Genomic DNA, 19,041 nt, shown 5'->3' on the forward strand with positions numbered 1-19,041 from the left:
AGATATGGCTCTTATTTTACCTGTTTTAGATAAGTCTCCAATGATAGCAGAGGAGTGCTTTTTGGCCCCCAATTCGACCATTGTTGGTGATGTAGAGATTGGACACCATTGTTCGGTTTGGTTCAATGCGGTAATTCGCGGGGATGTTAATTATATTCGTATAGGTCATTATACCAATATCCAAGACGGCGCTATTATCCACTGTACTTATAAAAAATGCGGAACTACCATTGGTAATTATGTTAATATTGGCCACCAGGCTATGGTGCACGGATGTGTCGTAGAAGATCATGTTCTGATCGGGATGGGCGCTATAGTAATGGATAATGCGGTGGTAGAGTCCAATGTAATTATTGCTGCTGGCGCTGTTGTTTTAGAAAATGCCCGTTGTGAATCGGGGTATTTATATGCTGGAGTTCCTGCAAAAAAAATAAAAGCGCTGACTGATGAACAGAAAGCGCTTTTACAGCAGCTACCACATAACTATGTATTATATAGTTCTTGGTTTTAGCTTAAATGTATTAGCAATAGTTTTTTTTCTTGTTTTTTTACAATTAGTCTCAATTTTATTCCTTTTTGAGTCCAGTTAATGAAAAGCTATCTTTTTGTTCCCAGTTTGCACGTATCGTGAAAACCTTATTTAGGTAGACAACAGGCTCTGGGAAAGTCTTCTTCTCAACATCTCCGGTATCCCATATTCCATTATTATTGTCATCGCGAATGACACGTATTGTATATTTTCCTCCCGGAAACTGTTTGTAAGCTACTGATGGATTAAAACTATTGATCTTATCTATTCTATATATCTTATCTTTTTTCTCATTGATCAGTTCGACCAAGTAGGTTGTATTGCTATCCAGATCCGTAAAATCAAATATTAGATCCCCATAGTTTTCACTATCATCGTAAGTCAGATCGAATTTCTTCTCTTTATTTTGTTCCCCAAAATATCCTGTTATGGCACCTTCTGTAAATTCTATCTGATATTTTTTCTCTTTTCTCCAATTATAACGGATATGGTAAATATTGGAGTCATTTGTATCCACTGCCAATTGATAGTTTGTTCTTATAAGAGAATCTTCTTTGAACTTCAACTTCGCTTTATCTATATTTTTTATCGGGGTAAAAGCTGATACCTGAAGGTGATTGATCCTATCCACTTTACCATTATTTGGTGTAAATTGTGGGTCTATAACTTGTTCTATTTTCACATTTCCTCTTCTGACAAGAATAGTATCCAAAGGTTTCTCATCTTCTGTTAGAACGAGTTTGAGTGAGTCTATTTTTAAGTTGGGAAGAAACAACGTCGCAGAATCGGAACTCTTCGAGAATCGTACTATTTTATCCTTGTTATTGACTTCATCGTTCAGAATCTTAAGCTTTGGTTTATCCACTCTTCTATTGAAAATGAGGAGCACACTTCCATTTTTCTCAAATTTCTTTTCTTGCGTGCGGAATTTTTTTGGAACAGCTTTGAATACTTCTAGATTGACATTGGTAAGGTCCCGTTCTAATACGATGGAATCTTTTAGAAAGCCTATTTCTTCATCGGGTGCATTATAGATCCGATCATTGTTTTTTTCCTGGAGAGCATATATACGATATGTTCCCTCACGAAGGTTATTTAGTTTGTAGTTTCCAGCAGTATCTGTTATTGTGAAGATATTGGCTTTCTTTTTTCCAAAAATAGAATCCTGGCTTGTAGGTATTAGAAGAACTTTAACTTCTTTTAATACTTCTTTTGTCGTTGCACTTTTTACATTGCCCGATATACTGAGCGAGTCAATTTTGTCACCAGTTGCAAATACATAAGCATAATTTACTAAGGCATTCCCTGCATTATAATCTACAAGGCCCTTACCGAAATATATGCTATAGGTTGTATTTTTTTCCAGTGAATCTGGTAAGGTGATTTCCAGATTTTTTTTCTTGACTTTGAATTGGGGATTACTTCCCATATCCGGTGTGATACTAAATTCCTTTTGCTGATTGGCCAACTTGACATATTCATCAAAGGTTATAACGATTTTTTTTTCGGTAAAATTCTTCGAAAAGTTCGTAGGACTTTCCTGCAGAATTTTTGGAGGAATAGAGTCTTTTGGTCCTCCTGTTGGCTGCTGTATACTTGCACATTGTATTGATAAGCCAATGAGCATTATAAACATGCTTAAAATAAGTAATCTCGTTTTTAAGCTACTTTTTAGCCTTTCTGAACTACTTTTATTACTTTTTAAAGAAGTTGTCATAAAAAATAGAATATTGTCTTAAATCGCTTATTTTAAGCTTGTTTATTTTTATTTATAATCACCTGTAAATCAATTAATTAACTCATATGTACCATCAAAACGCTGATATCTGATGGTGATACACCCGAAATTCGGGAAGCTTGGCCTAATGTTCTAGGTTTTACCTTCGCCAATTTTTGTCTTGCTTCAATTGACAGTGAAGTTAGTAAACTATAATCGAAATCAGGATTAATTTCTCTATCTTCCATCTTCTTCATGCGATTTACTATTTCTATTTCTTTTTCAAAATAGCTCTCGTATTTCATGTTAATTTCCGCCTGTTCTATTGTTTCATTATCAAATTGAGAAACATATTGAGCAAAGGCTTCATCGCCTCTGACGATATCTTGTATGCTAACCTGTGGTCGGGCCAGTACATTACTTAAACGTGTTTTTTGAGCAAGTGCACTGGATCCAACTTCTGCCAATACCGTATTCATCTTTTCAAGATTCGTTGAGTTCTGTTTTAGGTATTCAATGATGTTATTGGAGTTATCTATTTTATCTTGCACTTTCTTTAGCCTCTCCTCTCCCACTAATCCTAGTTTGTAGGCTAATGGTGTAAGACGAATATCGGCGTTATCCTGACGCAGCAGTAAACGGTGCTCTGCTCTAGAGGTAAACATGCGGTACGGTTCCTCGGTTCCTTTTGTGACAAGGTCATCTACTAATACACCAATATAAGATTCGGATCTTTTTAGAATAAGTTCTTTGTCATCATTGATACGTTGATGAGCGTTTATACCAGCAAGGAATCCTTGTGCTGCAGCTTCTTCATAACCCGTGGTACCATTGATCTGCCCAGCAAAAAATAGATGTTTTACCAATTGGGTTTCTAATGTCAGATCGAGCTGCATTGGTGGAAAATAGTCATATTCTATTGCATATCCCGGACGATACATCTTTGCATTTTCAAATCCAGGTATAAGTTGTAGCGCTTTTAGCTGTACATCCTCTGGAAGTGATGTGGAAAATCCGTTTACATAAATTTCCACTGTTTTGAATCCCTCTGGTTCCACAAAAATTTGGTGTCGCTCACGCTCCGCAAAACGGTTGATCTTGTCCTCTATTGAGGGACAATAGCGGGGACCTAAACCTTTAATTCGCCCAGTAAACATTGGCGATTTTTCGAACCCCGTACGAAGCATTTCATGTACCTTATCGTTGGTATATGTAATCCAGCAACAGCGTTGTTCTGTCGGCATCTCTACATCTGTATAGGAGAATCTTCCTTTCTTTTCATCACCCCATTGTTCTTCCATGAGACCATAGTTAAGACTACGGCCATCAATTCTTGGTGGAGTGCCGGTTTTCATTCTACCTGATTCGAAGCCCAGTGAAACGAGCTGTTCGGTTAATCCTGTAGCAGCCTTCTCTCCTGTTCTACCGCCACCAAATTTTTTATCACCGATATGGATTACGCCATTTAAGAATGTCCCATTTGTTAGGACAACAGCATCCGATTCAATTTCTATTCCCATAGAAGTGATGACTCCACATGCCTTTCCGTTTTTAACAATTACCTCTTTGACTGTATCTTGCCACATATCTAGATTTGGCAGAGATTCTAATTGTAATCTCCACTCCTCTGCAAATCGCATCCGATCATTTTGTGTACGTGGACTCCACATCGCTGGACCTTTTGAAAGATTAAGCATGCGGAATTGAATCGTTGATTTATCTGCAATGATACCTGTGTATCCTCCCATTGCATCTATTTCTCTCACGATTTGTCCTTTTGCTACACCACCTATAGCGGGGTTGCAACTCATTTGAGCTATCACACCCATATTCATTGTAATAAGCAAAGTGGAAGAACCCAGATTGGCTGCTGCTGCTGCTGCTTCACATCCCGCATGTCCTGCACCTACTACAATTACATTGTATTTTTTAAACATCTCTATATACCTGTTCCACGTGAAACGTGGTTTTTTATTTGTTTACAAATTTACTCTTTTCTCTACGTTCCACGTGAAACCCGATTGAAAATTTTACATAAAATCTGCAAGATATAACCATCGTTCAGATTTTTGGTCTATGTGTTCTTGCATAGTTTTGATCTCCTCTACTAATGTTGAAAGCTTGACATGATCTGTTAATTGATTTAATTCTTCAGTCTTTGCCTTTACCTGTAGTTCGAGATTTTCTATTTCTGTTTCCAGTTTATTGTATTCAAGTTGATCTTTGTAAGAGAGCTTTTTCTTTTCCTCTTTTACCTCGGGTTTAGCTTTGTCTTGACTATTTTTCTTTTGTTTTTCCTTTTCTATTTTTTGGATTTCGTCTTGTTCTGATTTAAAGTCGGCATAGTTTCCATTATAGATACGGATCTTACCTGTTCCCTCAAATATGAAAAGTTGATCTGTCAACTTATCCAATAGATATCTATCATGGGATACCAATATAAGTACGCCTTTATAGTTGTCAAGAAAATCTTCAAGTACATTTAAAGTGTCAATATCTAGGTCATTGGAAGGCTCATCTAGTATAAGAAAATTAGGATTCTTCATTAATACCCGCATCAATTGAAGACGCTTTCTTTCCCCGCCACTAAGTTTGTTTACAAAACCAAATTGCTTCTCTGGAGGAAACAAAAAGTGTGTGAGTAATTGAGAAGCTGTAATCACTTCTCCATTTGCCATCTCAATATAATCAGCAACATTTTTTACAACATCAAGTACACGATCATTTTCATTTACTTCAAGTCCTCCTTGTTTATAGTATCCATATACAGTAGTCTCTCCTACTGCTATGATTCCGGCATCTGGAGTTTCTTCTTTTGTGATAAGATTTAAAAAGGTTGATTTACCAGTTCCGTTTTTTCCCGCTAGACCTATACGGTCACCTTTTTTGAATGTGTAAGAAAAATCTGTTATGATTTCTTTCGCTCCATAATGCTTGGATACATGTTCTAGTTCAAGAATTTTAGAGCCCTGTCTGCTTACTTTTACACTAAGCTGAACAGAATCATTTCCTTTTATTGATTTGGATTTTTCTTCTAGATCATAGAAAGCTTCGATGCGGGATTTTGATTTCGTACCTCGTGCCTGAGGTTGACGCCGCATCCATTCCAATTCTTTACGAAGTAGATTTCTGCTCTTCTCGACCATGACTGCATCGATAGTCTCTCTATCTGACTTCTTCTCCAGAAAATAGGAATAGTTCCCTTTATAAATGTAAAGATTACCCCTATCCAGTTCTCTGATTTCTGTACATATATTATCCAGAAAGTAGCGGTCGTGTGTGACTAAAAGGACTGTCTTGCTACCAGTGGTCAGCAACTTTTCTAACCATTCAATGGTTTCTATATCCAAGTGATTGGTTGGCTCGTCTAGGATATATACATCCGGCTCGTCTATCAAAAGTTTGGCCAGTGCGAGTCTTTTACGTTGTCCTCCGGAGAGACTTTTTATGTCCTGCTGAAAGTCCATAATATTTAAACGATTTAAAATCGTCTTTATATTATGCTCATATTCCCAAGCATTCAATGAACTTATTTTTTCAGTAAGATCTTCTAATTTTTTTTGATCAATATCAGTACTTTCAAGAAGTTCTTCATATTCCCTGATTAGACGTTGCTGATCGTTGTCTGCACTATATATAAAATCATTGATTGATTTTAATCCTGTGAAATCAGGATCTTGTTCGAGAAAGCCTATTTTTATACCCTTTTCTTTGACAACTTTTCCTGATGTTGGCAAGGTACGATCCGCTAAAATAGAAAGCAATGTTGATTTGCCTGTACCATTTATTCCGACCAAAGCCACCCGCTCTCCTTTTTGGAGTCCGAAGTGTAAATCTCTAAAAAGCCACCTATCATGGAAGGAATGGCTTACTTGTTCTGTAGCTAAAATACTCACGTTATATCACCCTAAAATTAATTTTAGTCATTTTAATACAATAAAATTCCATTCAAGAATTTATTACCCCTGATGGTTTTTTTAATGTGTTGAAAATCAATCAATTGTATTATTGTATTTGATTTTCAATTATTTATATATTGAATCAATAATCTTTTTTGATTGCTGACTAATTAAATCTATTGGATGGCTTTCTATGCTATGTTTAACTAGGGGCTGAGGAACAAAATTATCCTGTTCAGCATAATCTCAGTAACAAGTTGATTTAGAATGCATGCAAAAATAAAGAAATAGTTTCTTATTCGATGCGAAAAAAGCTTCGTTGTGTGATAAATCGGCAATAATGATATTACCTTGATAAACTTAATTCAATGCATAATCCGCAATCAGATTGAAACGTGGTATTTCAACCTGGAAACTGCTATTATCCAAAGAACGGATCATATTGTAATGACCTTCCATGAAACCAAATTCACTGTTGAGATTACATCCCGAAGTATATTGATGTACTTGGCCCGGTTCGATAACAGGCTGCTCGCCTACAACACCTTCTCCCGACACTTCCCTATAGTCGCCTTTTGCATCAAATATTTTCCAGTAACGACTGATCAATTGTACCGTGTAATCGCTCAAATTTTCTATGCTAATGTGATAAGCAAACATAAAATGTTCACGGTCGGGATTAGAATACTCCGATTGATAGATGGTTTCAACCGAGATTTTTACGCCTTCTGTAATTTGTGTGATCATTTGGATGATGTTTATTGTTGCAACAAATACTTATGCTAAAATACTAATAATGAGTTTAAAATTCGCAAACTTAATCAATTTTAACGGTTAAATTATGCTAAGTTTAAAATTACTATAGCCAAATGGTCGTTAATTAGTAGGTTTGTATATGGCAAAAGGTATATTATATTTAATTCCCGTTCCTTTGAGCGATGATGCTGCATTCCAATCTTTTACTCCTTATTTGGTTGAGACAATCAATACATTGGACGAATATATCGTGGAAAATGAAAAGACGGCGAGAAAGTTTCTCAAACTGGCCGGATTAAAAATTCCTCAAAGTGAATTGACGATACATGATTATGGTAAACATGCGCGGGACAAAGGAAATATCAATGATTTTTTCGAGGGATTGAAGCAAGGAAAAAATGTAGGATTGATGTCGGAGGCCGGCTGTCCGGGAGTAGCGGATCCTGGTGCTTCTGTGGTTGCTCGTGCTCATCAGCTTGGGATAAAAGTGGTACCGTTGGTTGGTCCCAGTTCCATCCTATTAGCACTTATGGCTTCCGGATTTAGTGGACAGAAGTTTGCTTTCCATGGCTATTTGCCGATTGATAAAAATGAGCGTGCGAAGAAAATAAAAGATCTAGAGCTACAATCTATGCGCGAGAAGCAAACTCAGATATTTATTGAAACACCTTTTCGAAACAACCATCTTCTCGAAGATATTCTAAAAAACTGTAAATCCAATACCCAGCTTTGCGTAGCCTGTAATGTGACTTCCACTGACGAGTCTATAAAGAGTCTAACCATTGCCGATTGGAAAAAACAGAAAGAAGATTACCATAAAAAACCAACAATATTTTTGCTTTATGTCTAATAAATTGTGTTGAGTTCTCCCCTACCCTGCTTTATCTGTTAGGGCAGTTTTAATATGAAATCTAGCTTTAAACAAGTATAAAGCTAGATGTAGTTTTATGAGTAATTACTCACATACATCGTTTTCGACTGCAAAATGGAAAACGCTTATTGGAACATAGCAAATTGTTGAGTAGATTTAGGAGGAGTGACGTGTTAATTTGACTAAACATAATGTAATGAAATTTAATAAATTAGGTTATTTTATATTGTTTTTTTCATTAGTTGTAGGCTTAAAATCTGTTTATGCACAGCAAACTACTTATGTTATTGTTCATGGTGCTTGGGGTGGCGCCTGGCAATTTAAAAAGACAGCAAATGAATTAGAAAAAGAAGGACATAAAGTATACCGTCCTACACTAACCGGTTTGGGAGAGCGTTATCATTTAGCGGATACTTCTATTCGTTTACAGACCCACATCAACGATGTTGTCAATACGATATTATTTGAAGATCTTCGAGATATTGTATTGGTTGGACACAGCTATGGTGGAATGATAATAACGGGTGTAGCAGACAGTCTTCCGGATAGAATAAAAAAATTGGTATATTTAGACGCCATCCTTCCTGATTATCAGGAATCGGTCTTGAGTTTGATGGTAAAGCCAGGGGACAATGGTCTTTTGAAATTTGAGAAGGAAGGTTTTATTATTCCATTTTGGGTAAAAGACGAAAGTAAGTTTCCGCGGGACGTCCCCCACCCTTTGAAAACGATGACTGATAAAATCAGTTTAAGAAACCCAGAAAGGGAGAGAATTCCTGCTACTTATATCTTGACCTACGAAGAAGGTAAGGCAATGGACAAAGATGACTTTTATCCATTTTACGCGAAAGCTAAACAACGTCATTTTAAAATCGTTGAATTGGTCGGAGATCATAATCCGCAAATAAAAAAGCTGAAAGAATTAGTAGATTTGTTATCACAGGAAAAATAAATAAGAGCAAGATATTTCAATGACGCAGGAAGAATTAGTAAAAGAATTAAATAAGCCCGAAGTATTCTATACAATCTTAGGTCTAGTAGCGATACGGATTATTATTTGGTTGTTATTTGCGAATACTATTCGCAGAACTTTAAGCTTGATCGCAGCGGAAAATAGATTGATGACACCCAATCAATCTTGGTTGGTCGCGATTCCATTAATCAATATTTATTGGAATTTTCAGGTCGCCTCTCGACTGAGAGATTCCCTCATTAATGAGTTCTATGATCGTAAGATAGCTGTAGAGGAAAACCCAACCTTTCGGAAAGGATCGTTATATGCGTGGATTTATTTGGCGACAAATATCCCGCTACCTATTTCTATTTCAGGGGTACTGGTCATCTTGCACTTTGTCACATTGGCCAACTATTGGTTCAACATCAGTGCGAACCGTAGAATTTTAGAAGAACACGATAAATTTAGAGAAAAGGAGGTGATTATAAACGATGAAAATTAAAGCAGTTATTCAATACCTGGAGCAGCTGGCTCCATTGGATTTGCAGGAATCTTATGATAATGCCGGACTTATCGTAGGCGATGCAAATCAGGAGATTACCAAAGTATTAATTTCGTTGGATTGTACGGAGGATGTTGTACAGGAAGCTATCGAAAAAGGATGTAATTTAATTATTTCACATCATCCCATTGTTTTCAAAGGCTTAAAAAAGTTCAATGGCAAGAATTATGTGGAACGCACTGTCATAAAAGCTATTGAGAATAAAATTGCGCTATATGCGATACATACCAATCTGGATAACGTCACTGGCGGGGTCAACTCAAAGATAGCAGATAAACTTGGATTGGTTAATCAGGCTATATTGGAATCGAAACCCAATGTATTGCGCAAGATGGTTGTGTTTGTGCCAAGGAGCCATGTAGAAGAAGTCAGGACAGCATTATTTGATGCTGGAGCTGGTCACATTGGGAAACATTATGATCAATGTAGTTTTAATACTGCAGGTTATGGAAGTTTCAGACCTTTGGCGGGATCTGAACCTACTATTGGCGAAATAGGAACACAGGAACGTGTTGAAGAAACACGGATCGAGGTGATCTATAGACGTTCAATTGAAAGAAAGCTGCTTTTGGCGCTTTATGAAGCGCATCCTTACGAGGAGGTGGCTTATGATCTTTTCGATTTGCAGAATACGACAGTGGAAATTGGAGCTGGGATGATAGGTAATTTACCCGAACCCATGGATGAACGGGATTTTTTAGCTTATTTGAAGGAAAATCTTAAACTAAACGTTATTCGCCATACAGCACTTCTTGGTAGAAAAGTCAGCAGAGTAGCTGTTTGTGGTGGCGCAGGAGGTTTTTTATTAGGTGCAGCAAAACGATCTGGAGCGGATTTTTTTGTGACAGCTGATTATAAATACCATGAATTTTTTGATGCCGAGGGTGAAATTATCATCGCGGATACGGGACATTTTGAGAGCGAACAATTTACGCAAGAATTATTGTACGACATTATTACGAAAAAATTTCCTAACTTTGCAACCTTAACAACAGAAATAGATACAAATCCTATAAAATACTTCAGTTGATGGAACAAACCGTAGAACAAAAATTGAAAGCACTATGGCTTTTACAAGCCGTACATACTAAAATAGACAAAATTCGCCAGGTTCGTGGGGAATTGCCTATGGAAGTTGCGGATCTTGAAGATGAGATTGCGGGTTTAGAAACTCGTATTGAGAAGATCAGAACAGACTTAGACGATTTAGAAGATTCGATCGTTAAGCGTAAAAACATGATTAAGGATGCCCAGGCTGCTATCAAAAAATATGAGTCGCAGTTAAATGAGGTAAAGAATAATCGTGAATATGACGCTATTTCGAAAGAAATTGAAATTCAAGGTCTTGAGATTCAGGTTTGTGAAAAGAGAATCAAAGAAGCTGAGTTCGAGATTCGTAACAAAACAGAAAACTACGATGCTACAGTAGGTAACCTGGAGTATAGCAAAAGCGAACTTGAGGGGAAAAAGAAAGAATTGGAAACAATTACTTCTGAAACCCAAAAAGAGGAAGATGCTTTATTAGCTAAAGCTGCTGAAGCGGAAGCTAATATTGAGGAGCGTTTGGTAAAAGTTTACTACCGCTTACGTAATTCTTTCAAAAATGGTTTGGCGGTCGTTTCTATCGATCGTGATAGCTGCTCAGGATGTCACAATAAAATTCCGGCTCAGATGCAATCTGAGATTCGTCAACGTAAAAAAATCATTATCTGCGAACATTGCGGTCGTGTTTTGGTAGACGAAGGTATTGTATTGGAAATCGAACAAGAATACGGTTTTTAATCTTCGATAATAGAATATAAGCCCTGCTCAACAGCAGGGCTTTTTTTTTATGTCATTTTTTATGCAACTTTGTTGATATACGAGGCAAGGTACTAGACAAAATAGTAGCTTTGCGTAATAAATTTTAACCACTAAACATTTATGAATAAAACTCATTTTAAGTTTATTGCTGCATTTTTAGTAGGAACATCTTTTCTACAGGCCAAAGCACAGGAAACTTTATTGCTCCGAAATCCAAGTATTAGTGCCAATAATATTGCTTTTGTATACGGAGGAGATATTTGGATAGCAGACAAGAATGGCGCAAATCCAAAACGTCTAACGACAAATCCTGGTGTCGAACAAAACCCAATGTTCTCTCCTGATGGAAAAAAAGTAGCATTTACAGGCAATTACGATGGTAATACAGATGTATATGTTCTTCCTATTGAAGGAGGTGAACCCAAGCGTATTACATATCATCCATCTTCAGATGTATTACGTGGCTGGTTGAATAATGATGAGGTATTTTATACCACATCTCGTGATTTTACCTATGCGCTGAGTCCACGATTATATAGTTCTAATATCCAAAGATTGGGTATGGACAAAGCTTTATTGATGCCAGAAGCTAACCAAGGCAGCCCCTCTGCAGATGGACGTTATTGGGCTTATATCAAAAATACTGATCCTACGGAGCGCGATCGTGTAGCTTTCAAGCGTTACCGAGGTGGTGGTACACCTACTATTTGGATTTTTGATACAAAAACCAAGGAAATTGAAGCAATTCCACAGGTAAAAAGCAACGATGTTAAACCCCTTTGGTTAGGTAGTAAGGTCTATTTTCTATCGGATCGCGATAAAATAGTAAACATCTTCAGTTACGATACCAAATCAAAGAAAGTTGAGAAGCTAACGGATTTCAAAGACTACGATGTGCGATCGCTCAATGGAAATGGCAATGAACTTATTTTTGAGTATGCAGGCGTATTAAATACATTAAGCTTAAACAATAATAAGGTAACCGCCCTACATATTAATGTAAATACAGACGCCATGTTTAAGCGTCCTTTCTACAAAAATATTAAAGAGGACATTCGTTATGCGGCCCTCTCTCCTACAGGCCAACGTGCGCTATTCGAATCACGGGGGGAGATCTTTACCGTGCCAAAAGAAAAAGGTGAGGCACGTAATTTATCGAATTCACCAGGTTCTCATGAACGTTTTCCAGATTGGTCTCCCAACGGAAAATGGGTTTCTTATATCTCAGATAAGAAAGGCTCCTATCAATTGGTTTTAGTAGACCAGTTTGGAAAGGATCAGTTTTTATATTTCAATCTGGGCGAGACCAATTTTTATTTTGAGCCAACGTGGTCTCCGGATTCGAAGAAGTTATTTTATAACGACGCTCACCTCAATCTGTACTATATTGATATAGCGTCTAAGGCTATTGTAAAAGTTGCAGACGATAAGTTGAGTGGACAAACCGGTAGAGTATCCAATCATTTTCAACCGAGCTGGTCTCCAGATTCAAAATGGATTTCGTTTACACGTACTTTGGAAAATGGCGTACCGGCTGTATTTATGTACAATCTGGATACAAAGAAAACGCAACAGATTACTGACGGTATGAGTTCTGTTCGTAGTACTGCCTTTTCACAGGATGGTAAATATCTTTTCTTCACAGCAAGTACCAATACCGGATTGACCAATTCTGGACTGCACATGTCTGCTACACAACGTAATGTTGATTATGCCGTATATGCTTTTATTTTGTCAAGTAAAACCCCTTCGTTCTTTAAGAATGAAAGTGATGAAGAGCAGATTCGTGAAGATAAAGCGGACAAACCAGCTGAAAAAGAGGACAACAAGCCAGCTCGCGTAAAAGAAAACGATAAAAAAGCACCGAAAAAGGATAAAAAGCAAGAAGCTCCGGCTAATAAACCTGAAGACAAATCCATTCAGGTCGATTTTGACCGTATCGAAAACCGCATTGTTGCTTTACCGTTGCCAGTAGGTACCTATTGGAATCTGAATGGTTTAGTCCCAAATCAGTTGACCTATCAGCGCGGAGGTACAATCGGGGCCTACGATTTTAAAGATCTGGAAAATAAGACATTGGTCGAGAATGCCCGTAGTTTTGTGATCAGCGCCGATGGTAAGAAAATGCTATATCAGACAGGGAATGGTTATAATATTGTGACGGCCGGACAGAAAGTTGCGTCTCCGACCGCAGGTGCAATAAAATTGGATGGTATCCAACAATTGGTAGATCCTGTTGCAGAATGGAAACAAGTCTTTAATGAAGTTTGGGCAATGCAGAAAGACTATTTCTATGTAGAGAATATGCACGGTGCGGATTGGAAAGCCATGAAAACCAAATATGAGAAGTTTCTCCCCTTTGTTAACCATCGTTCTGATTTGGGTTATTTATTGAACGAAATGATGGGCGAAATGGTTGTTGGACACAATTATATTTATCCGGGTGATCAACCTTCTACCCCATCTGTGTCAGTAGGTGTATTAGGGGCTGACTATACGATCAAAAATGGATATTACCAGATAGCGAAGTTATTTACACGTTTAGAATGGAATCCTTCTTTTAAGGCACCGTTGGCAGAACCGGGATTGAATATCAAAGAAGGCGATTACATTGTCGCTGTAAATGGTGTTGAATTAACAGAAGATAAGGATATCTATAGTCTATTTGATAATACCATAGACAAACAGGTCGCGTTAAAAATTAATTCTAAGCCATCGCTAGTTGGTGCTCGGGAAGTCATTGTAAAACCGATTTCTTTTGCAGACGAAATGAGCTTGCGTAGCATGGAGTGGGTGGAGCGCAACCGTAAGAAAGTAGATCAGTTAAGCAATGGACAAATCGCTTACGTATATATGCCAAATACAGGCCCTGAGGGGTATACCTACTTCAATCGTTATTATTTCTCCCAGATGGATAAAAAGGCTCTTCTGATGGATGAAAGAAACAATGGTGGAGGTTGGGTAGCCGATTATGTCATTGACTTACTATCCCGTGAATTAATATCCGGCTGGGGTATTCGTGATGGCAAGGGATTTACGACTCCAGGTAATGGTATTTATGGACCGAAGGCGATGATCATAAATGAAAATGCCGGTTCTGGAGGTGATATGATGCCGTATATGTTCCGTTTCAAAGGCCTAGGTAAACTGGTTGGTCGTACAACAATGGGAATTTTGGTCGGTATCAGTGGATATCCTCCGTTGTTGGATGGTGGACGTATTACCTCACCAAACTTTGGTGTATATGACCTGAAAGGCAACTGGATTATTGAAAATGAAGGCGTTGCTCCGGATATCTTTGTTGAGCAATTACCAAAAGATTTGTTGGAAGGACGTGATCCACAACTGGAAAGAACGGTGAAGATTTTATTGGAGGAAATGAAAACCTATCCATACAAAAATCTACAAAAACCTGCAGATCCAATACGGGTTAACTAATAAAGGAATAACTATAAAAAAGGGCTTTGGAAATAACTTCCAAAGCCCTTTTTGCATTTGTAGAGCTCGTTATCTTGCTTTGATAATTATTTTAAATCATCTGGGATAGGCTTTTACTAAATGGTCTTTTTCCGCTACTTTAATGAGGTAAAGGTTATTGAAATGTAGTGATTTTATAAAGTAACATGCTTTTATTGTTATCTTTAAAGCATATTTTAAATTTATGTACCCCGAGCAAACTACTTCCCCTTTTCAATCGTTATTGCGTTTGGTCCTGTTGGTCATCGGATTTACCTTCCTCTCACAGGTCATCGGTATCCTTATTCTCTTTTTCTACTACAAATTTACAGGACAGGCATTTTCAATGGCTACCCTAATGCAAGGATCAGCGAATGAAATGCGTTTTCTACTGCTGTTGAGTAGCTTGGGATCCTTTGTTGTACCGGCCTATCTGATGAATACCCGAGAGGGATATGGAATCAATTATTTTAAACAAGAATATGCGCCACAGGCAAAGCAGTTTGCATATATCTTTTTCGCAATGCTTGCTTTTATGCCATTGATGAGCTTAATAGGGCATTGGAACGAGTCGTTACAGTTGCCTGATAATATGAGATCCGTGCAGGTTTGGATGGAACGTAGTGAGCGAGAATCAGGAGATCTGATTGAGGGGATTATCGTAGAAACAAGTTTTATCGGATTCCTATTTAACTTGATGGTTCTGGCATTGATACCAGCTGTAGGTGAAGAACTATTATTTCGAGGTGTACTTCAAAATATTGTCGGAAGATGGATTTCCAACCCCCACGTTGTTATTTGGATTGTCGCTATTGTTTTCAGTGCCATACATCTGCAGTTTTTTGGATTTATACCACGGATGTTGTTGGGCGCATTTTTTGGTTATCTCTATTTATGGAGCAGAAATATTTGGTTGCCTATTTTTGGTCATTTTGTCAACAATGCAGGTGCTACGATCATGGCATTTTATTATACAAGAAATGGTAAAAGTTACGCTGAAATCAATGCATTTGAAGTGCAATCTTGGTGGATATATGTTGTAGGCTTCATTTTTACTGCTATTTTTGTATTCTTATTTTATCTGTCAACACAAAAAGGAAACCATGGAGAACGATTGGAAGAAAATTAAAACATATACAAATGCTATTCAGGCTGAAATAGTAAAACAAATGCTGGAAGAGAATGGTATTCCCGCTGTTGTATTAAATAAGCAGGATTCTTCTTATCTGTTTGGAAAAATAGAACTATATGTTAGTGAAAATTCGTTTAAAACTGCCGAAAGATTGATTGAAGAAGTAGAGGGAGAAAACTAAAATGAAGACAAGAGCGATAACCGGTGCTATTTTTGTAGCTGTCATGGTGGCATCCACCTTATTCGGACCATACCTATACAGTATCTTTTTTACACTGTTGAGTGCATGGTGTTTGTACGAATTTTATGGTATTGTGTCGTCTGAAGAACGTGCGCCTAATAAGGCCCTGGGGATCATTTTAGCGGTGACAGGATTCGCCGTAGGGTCTATGGTGGCTATGAACTTGCTGCAACCTAAATTTCTATGGCTTATTACACCACTGGTCAGTTTGACCTATATTATCTCACTTTTTCAAAAGCGAAGTTTTCCCTTTAATGATATTGCTTATACTTTTTTGGGGATCTGTTATGTCACATTTCCCTTCTTTCTTTTTGCGAAACTGGGATTTATCCATGGTGTATATAATCATTATATTCCCCTCGGGTTTTTAATATTGCTCTGGACCAACGATACCGGAGCATATCTGGCGGGTAGAAGCTTTGGTAAACATAAATTATTTGAGCGGATCTCTCCGAAAAAGACGTGGGAGGGATTTTTCGGAGGTTTTATTTTAGCTATTGTGGTGGCTATAAATCTTGAAAAATATTTTGGGAGTTTGCCATTGTGGCAATGGATTATTGTTGCCATGATCATCAGTATTATTGGAACGTTGGGAGATCTGGTTGAATCGATGTTAAAGCGGAGCTTACACGTCAAGGATTCGGGCAGTATCTTACCAGGACACGGAGGTTTTCTGGACCGTTTTGACGGCTTATTATTAGCAGCACCAATGGTTTACGTATTCTTAATTTTAATCAGTTAAAATAATTATGAGTCACATTCAAAAATCTACCTTTGATTTTTTGACCGAATTAAAGGAAAATAATACAAGAGAATGGTTTGCAGATAACCGGGAGAAATATGAGTCAGCATTGGCTGATGTACGGAGTTTTCTAACGGATTTAATAGCCGCGCTGAGTGAATTTGATCCTAAAATAAATACCTCCATACAAGCCAATAAATGTCTGTTCCGTATCTATAGAGATACCCGTTTTTCAAATGACAAGACGCCCTATAAGACCTGGTTTGGAGCCGGAATATCTGTTGATGGAAGAAAATTGCGTGGACCTGAATATTATATTCATATCGGTGCTGAAAATTCATTTATTGCCTGTGGCTACTGGAGACCGGAGAAGCCGCACCTGGAGGCTATAAGACAAGAGATAGACTACAGTGGCGAACAATTGGCTATGACGCTAAATGGATTGTTGGATGATGGGAAAATAAATCTTTTCAAGGAGGATCTGTTAAAACGTGCTCCTGCCGGTTATGGCGAAGATAATCCCTATATTGATTTTATCAAGTTAAAAAGCTTTGTTCTGGATCAACCCTTGACGATCAAAGACCTGTCAAACAAAAATGCATTGGATAATATTATCGCCTCTTATAAAAAGATGCTACCATTCAAGGAGTTTTTACAAGAAGCGATCGACAGCGAATAGTCTATTCTGGTAAACTAATTTTGCCCATACAGACTGCCGGGGAATCTTTTATATGTTCGACATTAGATTTGTTTCCTGTGAGAGTCTCATTGGCTAGCAAGGCGAATAATACCGCTTCCTTCGCATCAGGATCAACTCCTAATGTAGCGAAGCTCTCCACCTTGATGCCCGGCAGATTTGCTTTGATGTACCCAAAAAGTAACGGATTATGTAATCCACCACCACTGATATATACCGAGAAATTCGCTAGCCCAAGGGCTTGCCGACGTATGCCGTTGATCATTGCTTGAGCCGAAAAGCGGTTGAGTGTTGCCATGACATCTTCTGCTGAGAGATCTAACGTCTCTGAACGTTTTTGAGCCTCTTTCAGGTAGTCAAGATTGAATAATTCCGGACCTGTTGTTTTTGGGAACTCCAAAGTTAGGAATTCTTCCGCCAGGAGCTGCTTCAATAACGACTCATTAACTGTCCCCTTTTTTGCAATCATGGCATCTCTGTCCATCTCTTGGTCAAAATGAGCTTTCATATACTGGTTCATCATTGTATTTCCTGGTCCTAGATCTGTCGCATAGGCTTCCAGATTACTTTGATGACTCGGTATAAAGGTAAAATTAGAAATGCCACCTATATTCAGTAAAAATCGGTTTTCAGTAGGATGGGAAAAAAGAAGATAGTCTCCATAAGCTGCTAATGGTGCCCCCTCTCCTCCTGCGGCAATGTGTTTTTGTCTAAAATCTGACAGTGTAATTATGCCCGTATGTATGGCAATATGATCTCCATCTCCGATTTGTAGTGTGCTATTTGGCCAATTGAGGTCCTTCGTCAACGATTGCGGCGCGTGGTATACCGTCTGTCCATGACTAGCGATGCAGTCTATCTCGTTAGCTGAAATATTCCAGCTTTCAAGAGCTTGGTTGATCAGGTTAGCATGGGTGATACCTACGTATGCATTGAGGCCCGAAAGTAACTGTTGGTCGATGGTTCTTTTTGCGAATATTTCACGGACTTTGGCTCTAAATGTATCCTCATAGTCCATTGTGATGAATTTTTCTAAACTTATTTTTGTGGTCTTTCCGGAGTTTTCAATACGGCACAATGCAATATCAAGACCGTCTAAAGATGTTCCAGACATTAAACCAATAATAAAACGCTCTTTTTTTAGCGCGATCTGATAAAGTTTTTCGATTTGAGGATTCATAATCTAAAAATAAACACAAAAATCTTATAATGAATATCATTTTTGACAATTGAAGATATTTTGTAACTTCACGGCATTAAAAATCAAAAAATTAGATACAATGAATTTTCCAGCAGAATTGAAATACACCAAAGATCACGAATGGATTCGTGTTGAAGGTGATGAAGCAGTTGTAGGGATTACCGATTTCGCTCAACGTGAATTGGGTGACATCGTTTTTGTTGACATTAACACTGTAGGTGAAGAAGTTGCCGCAAATGAAGTTTTCGGTACAATCGAAGCTGTAAAAACAGTTTCTGATTTGTTTTTGCCTGTAGCAGCTACAATTTTATCAGTTAATGATGCAATTGATGCTTCTCCTGAATTGGTGAATTCTGACCCATATGGTGAGGGCTGGATTGTTCGTATTAAATTGAATAATGTAGCAGACGTAGACGCATTATTATCTGCAGATCAATACAAAGAAGAAATTAACGCTTAATATCGTTGTGGTAACAAAAA

17 protein-coding genes are annotated in these 19,041 nt (G+C 37.8%); 12 read left to right on the top strand and 5 right to left on the bottom strand.

Annotated features, from left to right (window positions below):
* The first annotated feature begins 4 nt into the window (after positions 1 to 4).
* Entirely contained in the window at positions 5 to 511 is a 507-nt protein-coding gene (locus tag OGI71_RS20065) for a gamma carbonic anhydrase family protein (RefSeq protein WP_282251432.1), read from the top strand.
* 55 nt (positions 512 to 566) lie between these two features.
* On the opposite strand, the gene OGI71_RS20070 is transcribed toward OGI71_RS20065, so the two are convergent.
* The 4 genes from OGI71_RS20070 to apaG all read right to left on the bottom strand — a co-directional run bounded on the left by OGI71_RS20070 (position 567) and on the right by apaG (position 6,892).
* On the bottom strand, positions 567 to 2,165 hold the full coding sequence (locus OGI71_RS20070; RefSeq protein WP_282251435.1) for an Ig-like domain-containing protein: 1,599 nt from the start codon (positions 2,163 to 2,165) through the stop codon (positions 567 to 569).
* Positions 2,166 to 2,323: 158 nt separating this feature from the next.
* On the bottom strand, positions 2,324 to 4,183 hold the full coding sequence (mnmG, locus tag OGI71_RS20075; protein ID WP_282251436.1) for a tRNA uridine-5-carboxymethylaminomethyl(34) synthesis enzyme MnmG: 1,860 nt from the start codon (positions 4,181 to 4,183) through the stop codon (positions 2,324 to 2,326).
* Positions 4,184 to 4,276: 93 nt separating this feature from the next.
* Positions 4,277 to 6,142 (bottom strand): ABC-F family ATP-binding cassette domain-containing protein, encoded by a 1,866-nt coding sequence (locus OGI71_RS20080; protein WP_282251437.1) that lies wholly within the window; start codon positions 6,140 to 6,142, stop codon positions 4,277 to 4,279.
* Between the two features lie 363 nt (positions 6,143 to 6,505).
* A complete protein-coding gene (apaG, locus tag OGI71_RS20085) occupies positions 6,506 to 6,892 on the bottom strand; it encodes a Co2+/Mg2+ efflux protein ApaG (protein WP_223584040.1) in 387 nt (128 codons plus the stop codon).
* A gap of 148 nt (positions 6,893 to 7,040) precedes the next feature.
* Here apaG and OGI71_RS20090 point away from each other — a divergent pair, with 148 nt between their 5' ends.
* From OGI71_RS20090 to OGI71_RS20135, 10 genes are all read left to right on the top strand, one after another.
* Positions 7,041 to 7,751 carry an SAM-dependent methyltransferase gene (locus tag OGI71_RS20090; RefSeq protein ID WP_282251442.1) on the top strand — a complete coding sequence of 237 codons (711 nt, stop codon included), beginning with the start codon at positions 7,041 to 7,043 and terminating at the stop codon, positions 7,749 to 7,751.
* A gap of 217 nt (positions 7,752 to 7,968) precedes the next feature.
* A complete protein-coding gene (locus OGI71_RS20095) occupies positions 7,969 to 8,724 on the top strand; it encodes an alpha/beta hydrolase (protein WP_282251444.1) in 756 nt (251 codons plus the stop codon).
* Positions 8,725 to 8,743: 19 nt separating this feature from the next.
* A complete protein-coding gene (locus OGI71_RS20100) occupies positions 8,744 to 9,229 on the top strand; it encodes a hypothetical protein (protein WP_282251446.1) in 486 nt (161 codons plus the stop codon).
* Positions 9,219 to 10,319: a Nif3-like dinuclear metal center hexameric protein gene (locus tag OGI71_RS20105; RefSeq protein WP_282251447.1), complete on the top strand. Its 1,101-nt coding sequence runs from the start codon at positions 9,219 to 9,221 to the stop codon at positions 10,317 to 10,319. Before OGI71_RS20100 ends, OGI71_RS20105 begins: the two co-directional genes overlap by 11 nt.
* Positions 10,319 to 11,071, top strand: a complete 753-nt coding sequence (locus OGI71_RS20110; protein WP_282251448.1) for a C4-type zinc ribbon domain-containing protein — start codon at positions 10,319 to 10,321, stop codon at positions 11,069 to 11,071. The genes OGI71_RS20105 and OGI71_RS20110 overlap by 1 nt, the downstream gene beginning before the upstream one ends.
* A gap of 141 nt (positions 11,072 to 11,212) precedes the next feature.
* A complete protein-coding gene (locus OGI71_RS20115) occupies positions 11,213 to 14,530 on the top strand; it encodes a S41 family peptidase (protein ID WP_282251449.1) in 3,318 nt (1,105 codons plus the stop codon).
* 223 nt (positions 14,531 to 14,753) lie between these two features.
* On the top strand, positions 14,754 to 15,677 hold the full coding sequence (locus tag OGI71_RS20120) for a CPBP family intramembrane glutamic endopeptidase (protein WP_282251450.1): 924 nt from the start codon (positions 14,754 to 14,756) through the stop codon (positions 15,675 to 15,677).
* Positions 15,652 to 15,861, top strand: coding sequence for a DUF2007 domain-containing protein (locus OGI71_RS20125; protein WP_282251451.1), 210 nt, complete (start codon positions 15,652 to 15,654; stop codon positions 15,859 to 15,861). The genes OGI71_RS20120 and OGI71_RS20125 overlap by 26 nt, the downstream gene beginning before the upstream one ends.
* Before the next feature lies 1 nt (position 15,862).
* Positions 15,863 to 16,663 carry a phosphatidate cytidylyltransferase gene (locus OGI71_RS20130; protein WP_282251452.1) on the top strand — a complete coding sequence of 267 codons (801 nt, stop codon included), beginning with the start codon at positions 15,863 to 15,865 and terminating at the stop codon, positions 16,661 to 16,663.
* Positions 16,664 to 16,670: 7 nt separating this feature from the next.
* Positions 16,671 to 17,342 (top strand): DUF2461 domain-containing protein, encoded by a 672-nt coding sequence (locus OGI71_RS20135; RefSeq protein WP_282251455.1) that lies wholly within the window; start codon positions 16,671 to 16,673, stop codon positions 17,340 to 17,342.
* Between the two features lies 1 nt (position 17,343).
* On the opposite strand, the gene OGI71_RS20140 is transcribed toward OGI71_RS20135, so the two are convergent.
* Complete coding sequence (locus tag OGI71_RS20140; RefSeq protein WP_282251457.1) at positions 17,344 to 18,540, bottom strand: anhydro-N-acetylmuramic acid kinase; 1,197 nt, start codon at positions 18,538 to 18,540, stop codon at positions 17,344 to 17,346.
* A gap of 100 nt (positions 18,541 to 18,640) precedes the next feature.
* Between OGI71_RS20140 and gcvH the strand changes: the two genes are divergently transcribed.
* On the top strand, positions 18,641 to 19,021 hold the full coding sequence (gene gcvH, locus OGI71_RS20145) for a glycine cleavage system protein GcvH (protein WP_120261313.1): 381 nt from the start codon (positions 18,641 to 18,643) through the stop codon (positions 19,019 to 19,021).
* Positions 19,022 to 19,041 lie beyond the last annotated feature (20 nt).

It is taken from the genome of Sphingobacterium sp. ML3W (genome assembly GCF_029542085.1).
Taxonomy (GTDB): domain Bacteria; phylum Bacteroidota; class Bacteroidia; order Sphingobacteriales; family Sphingobacteriaceae; genus Sphingobacterium.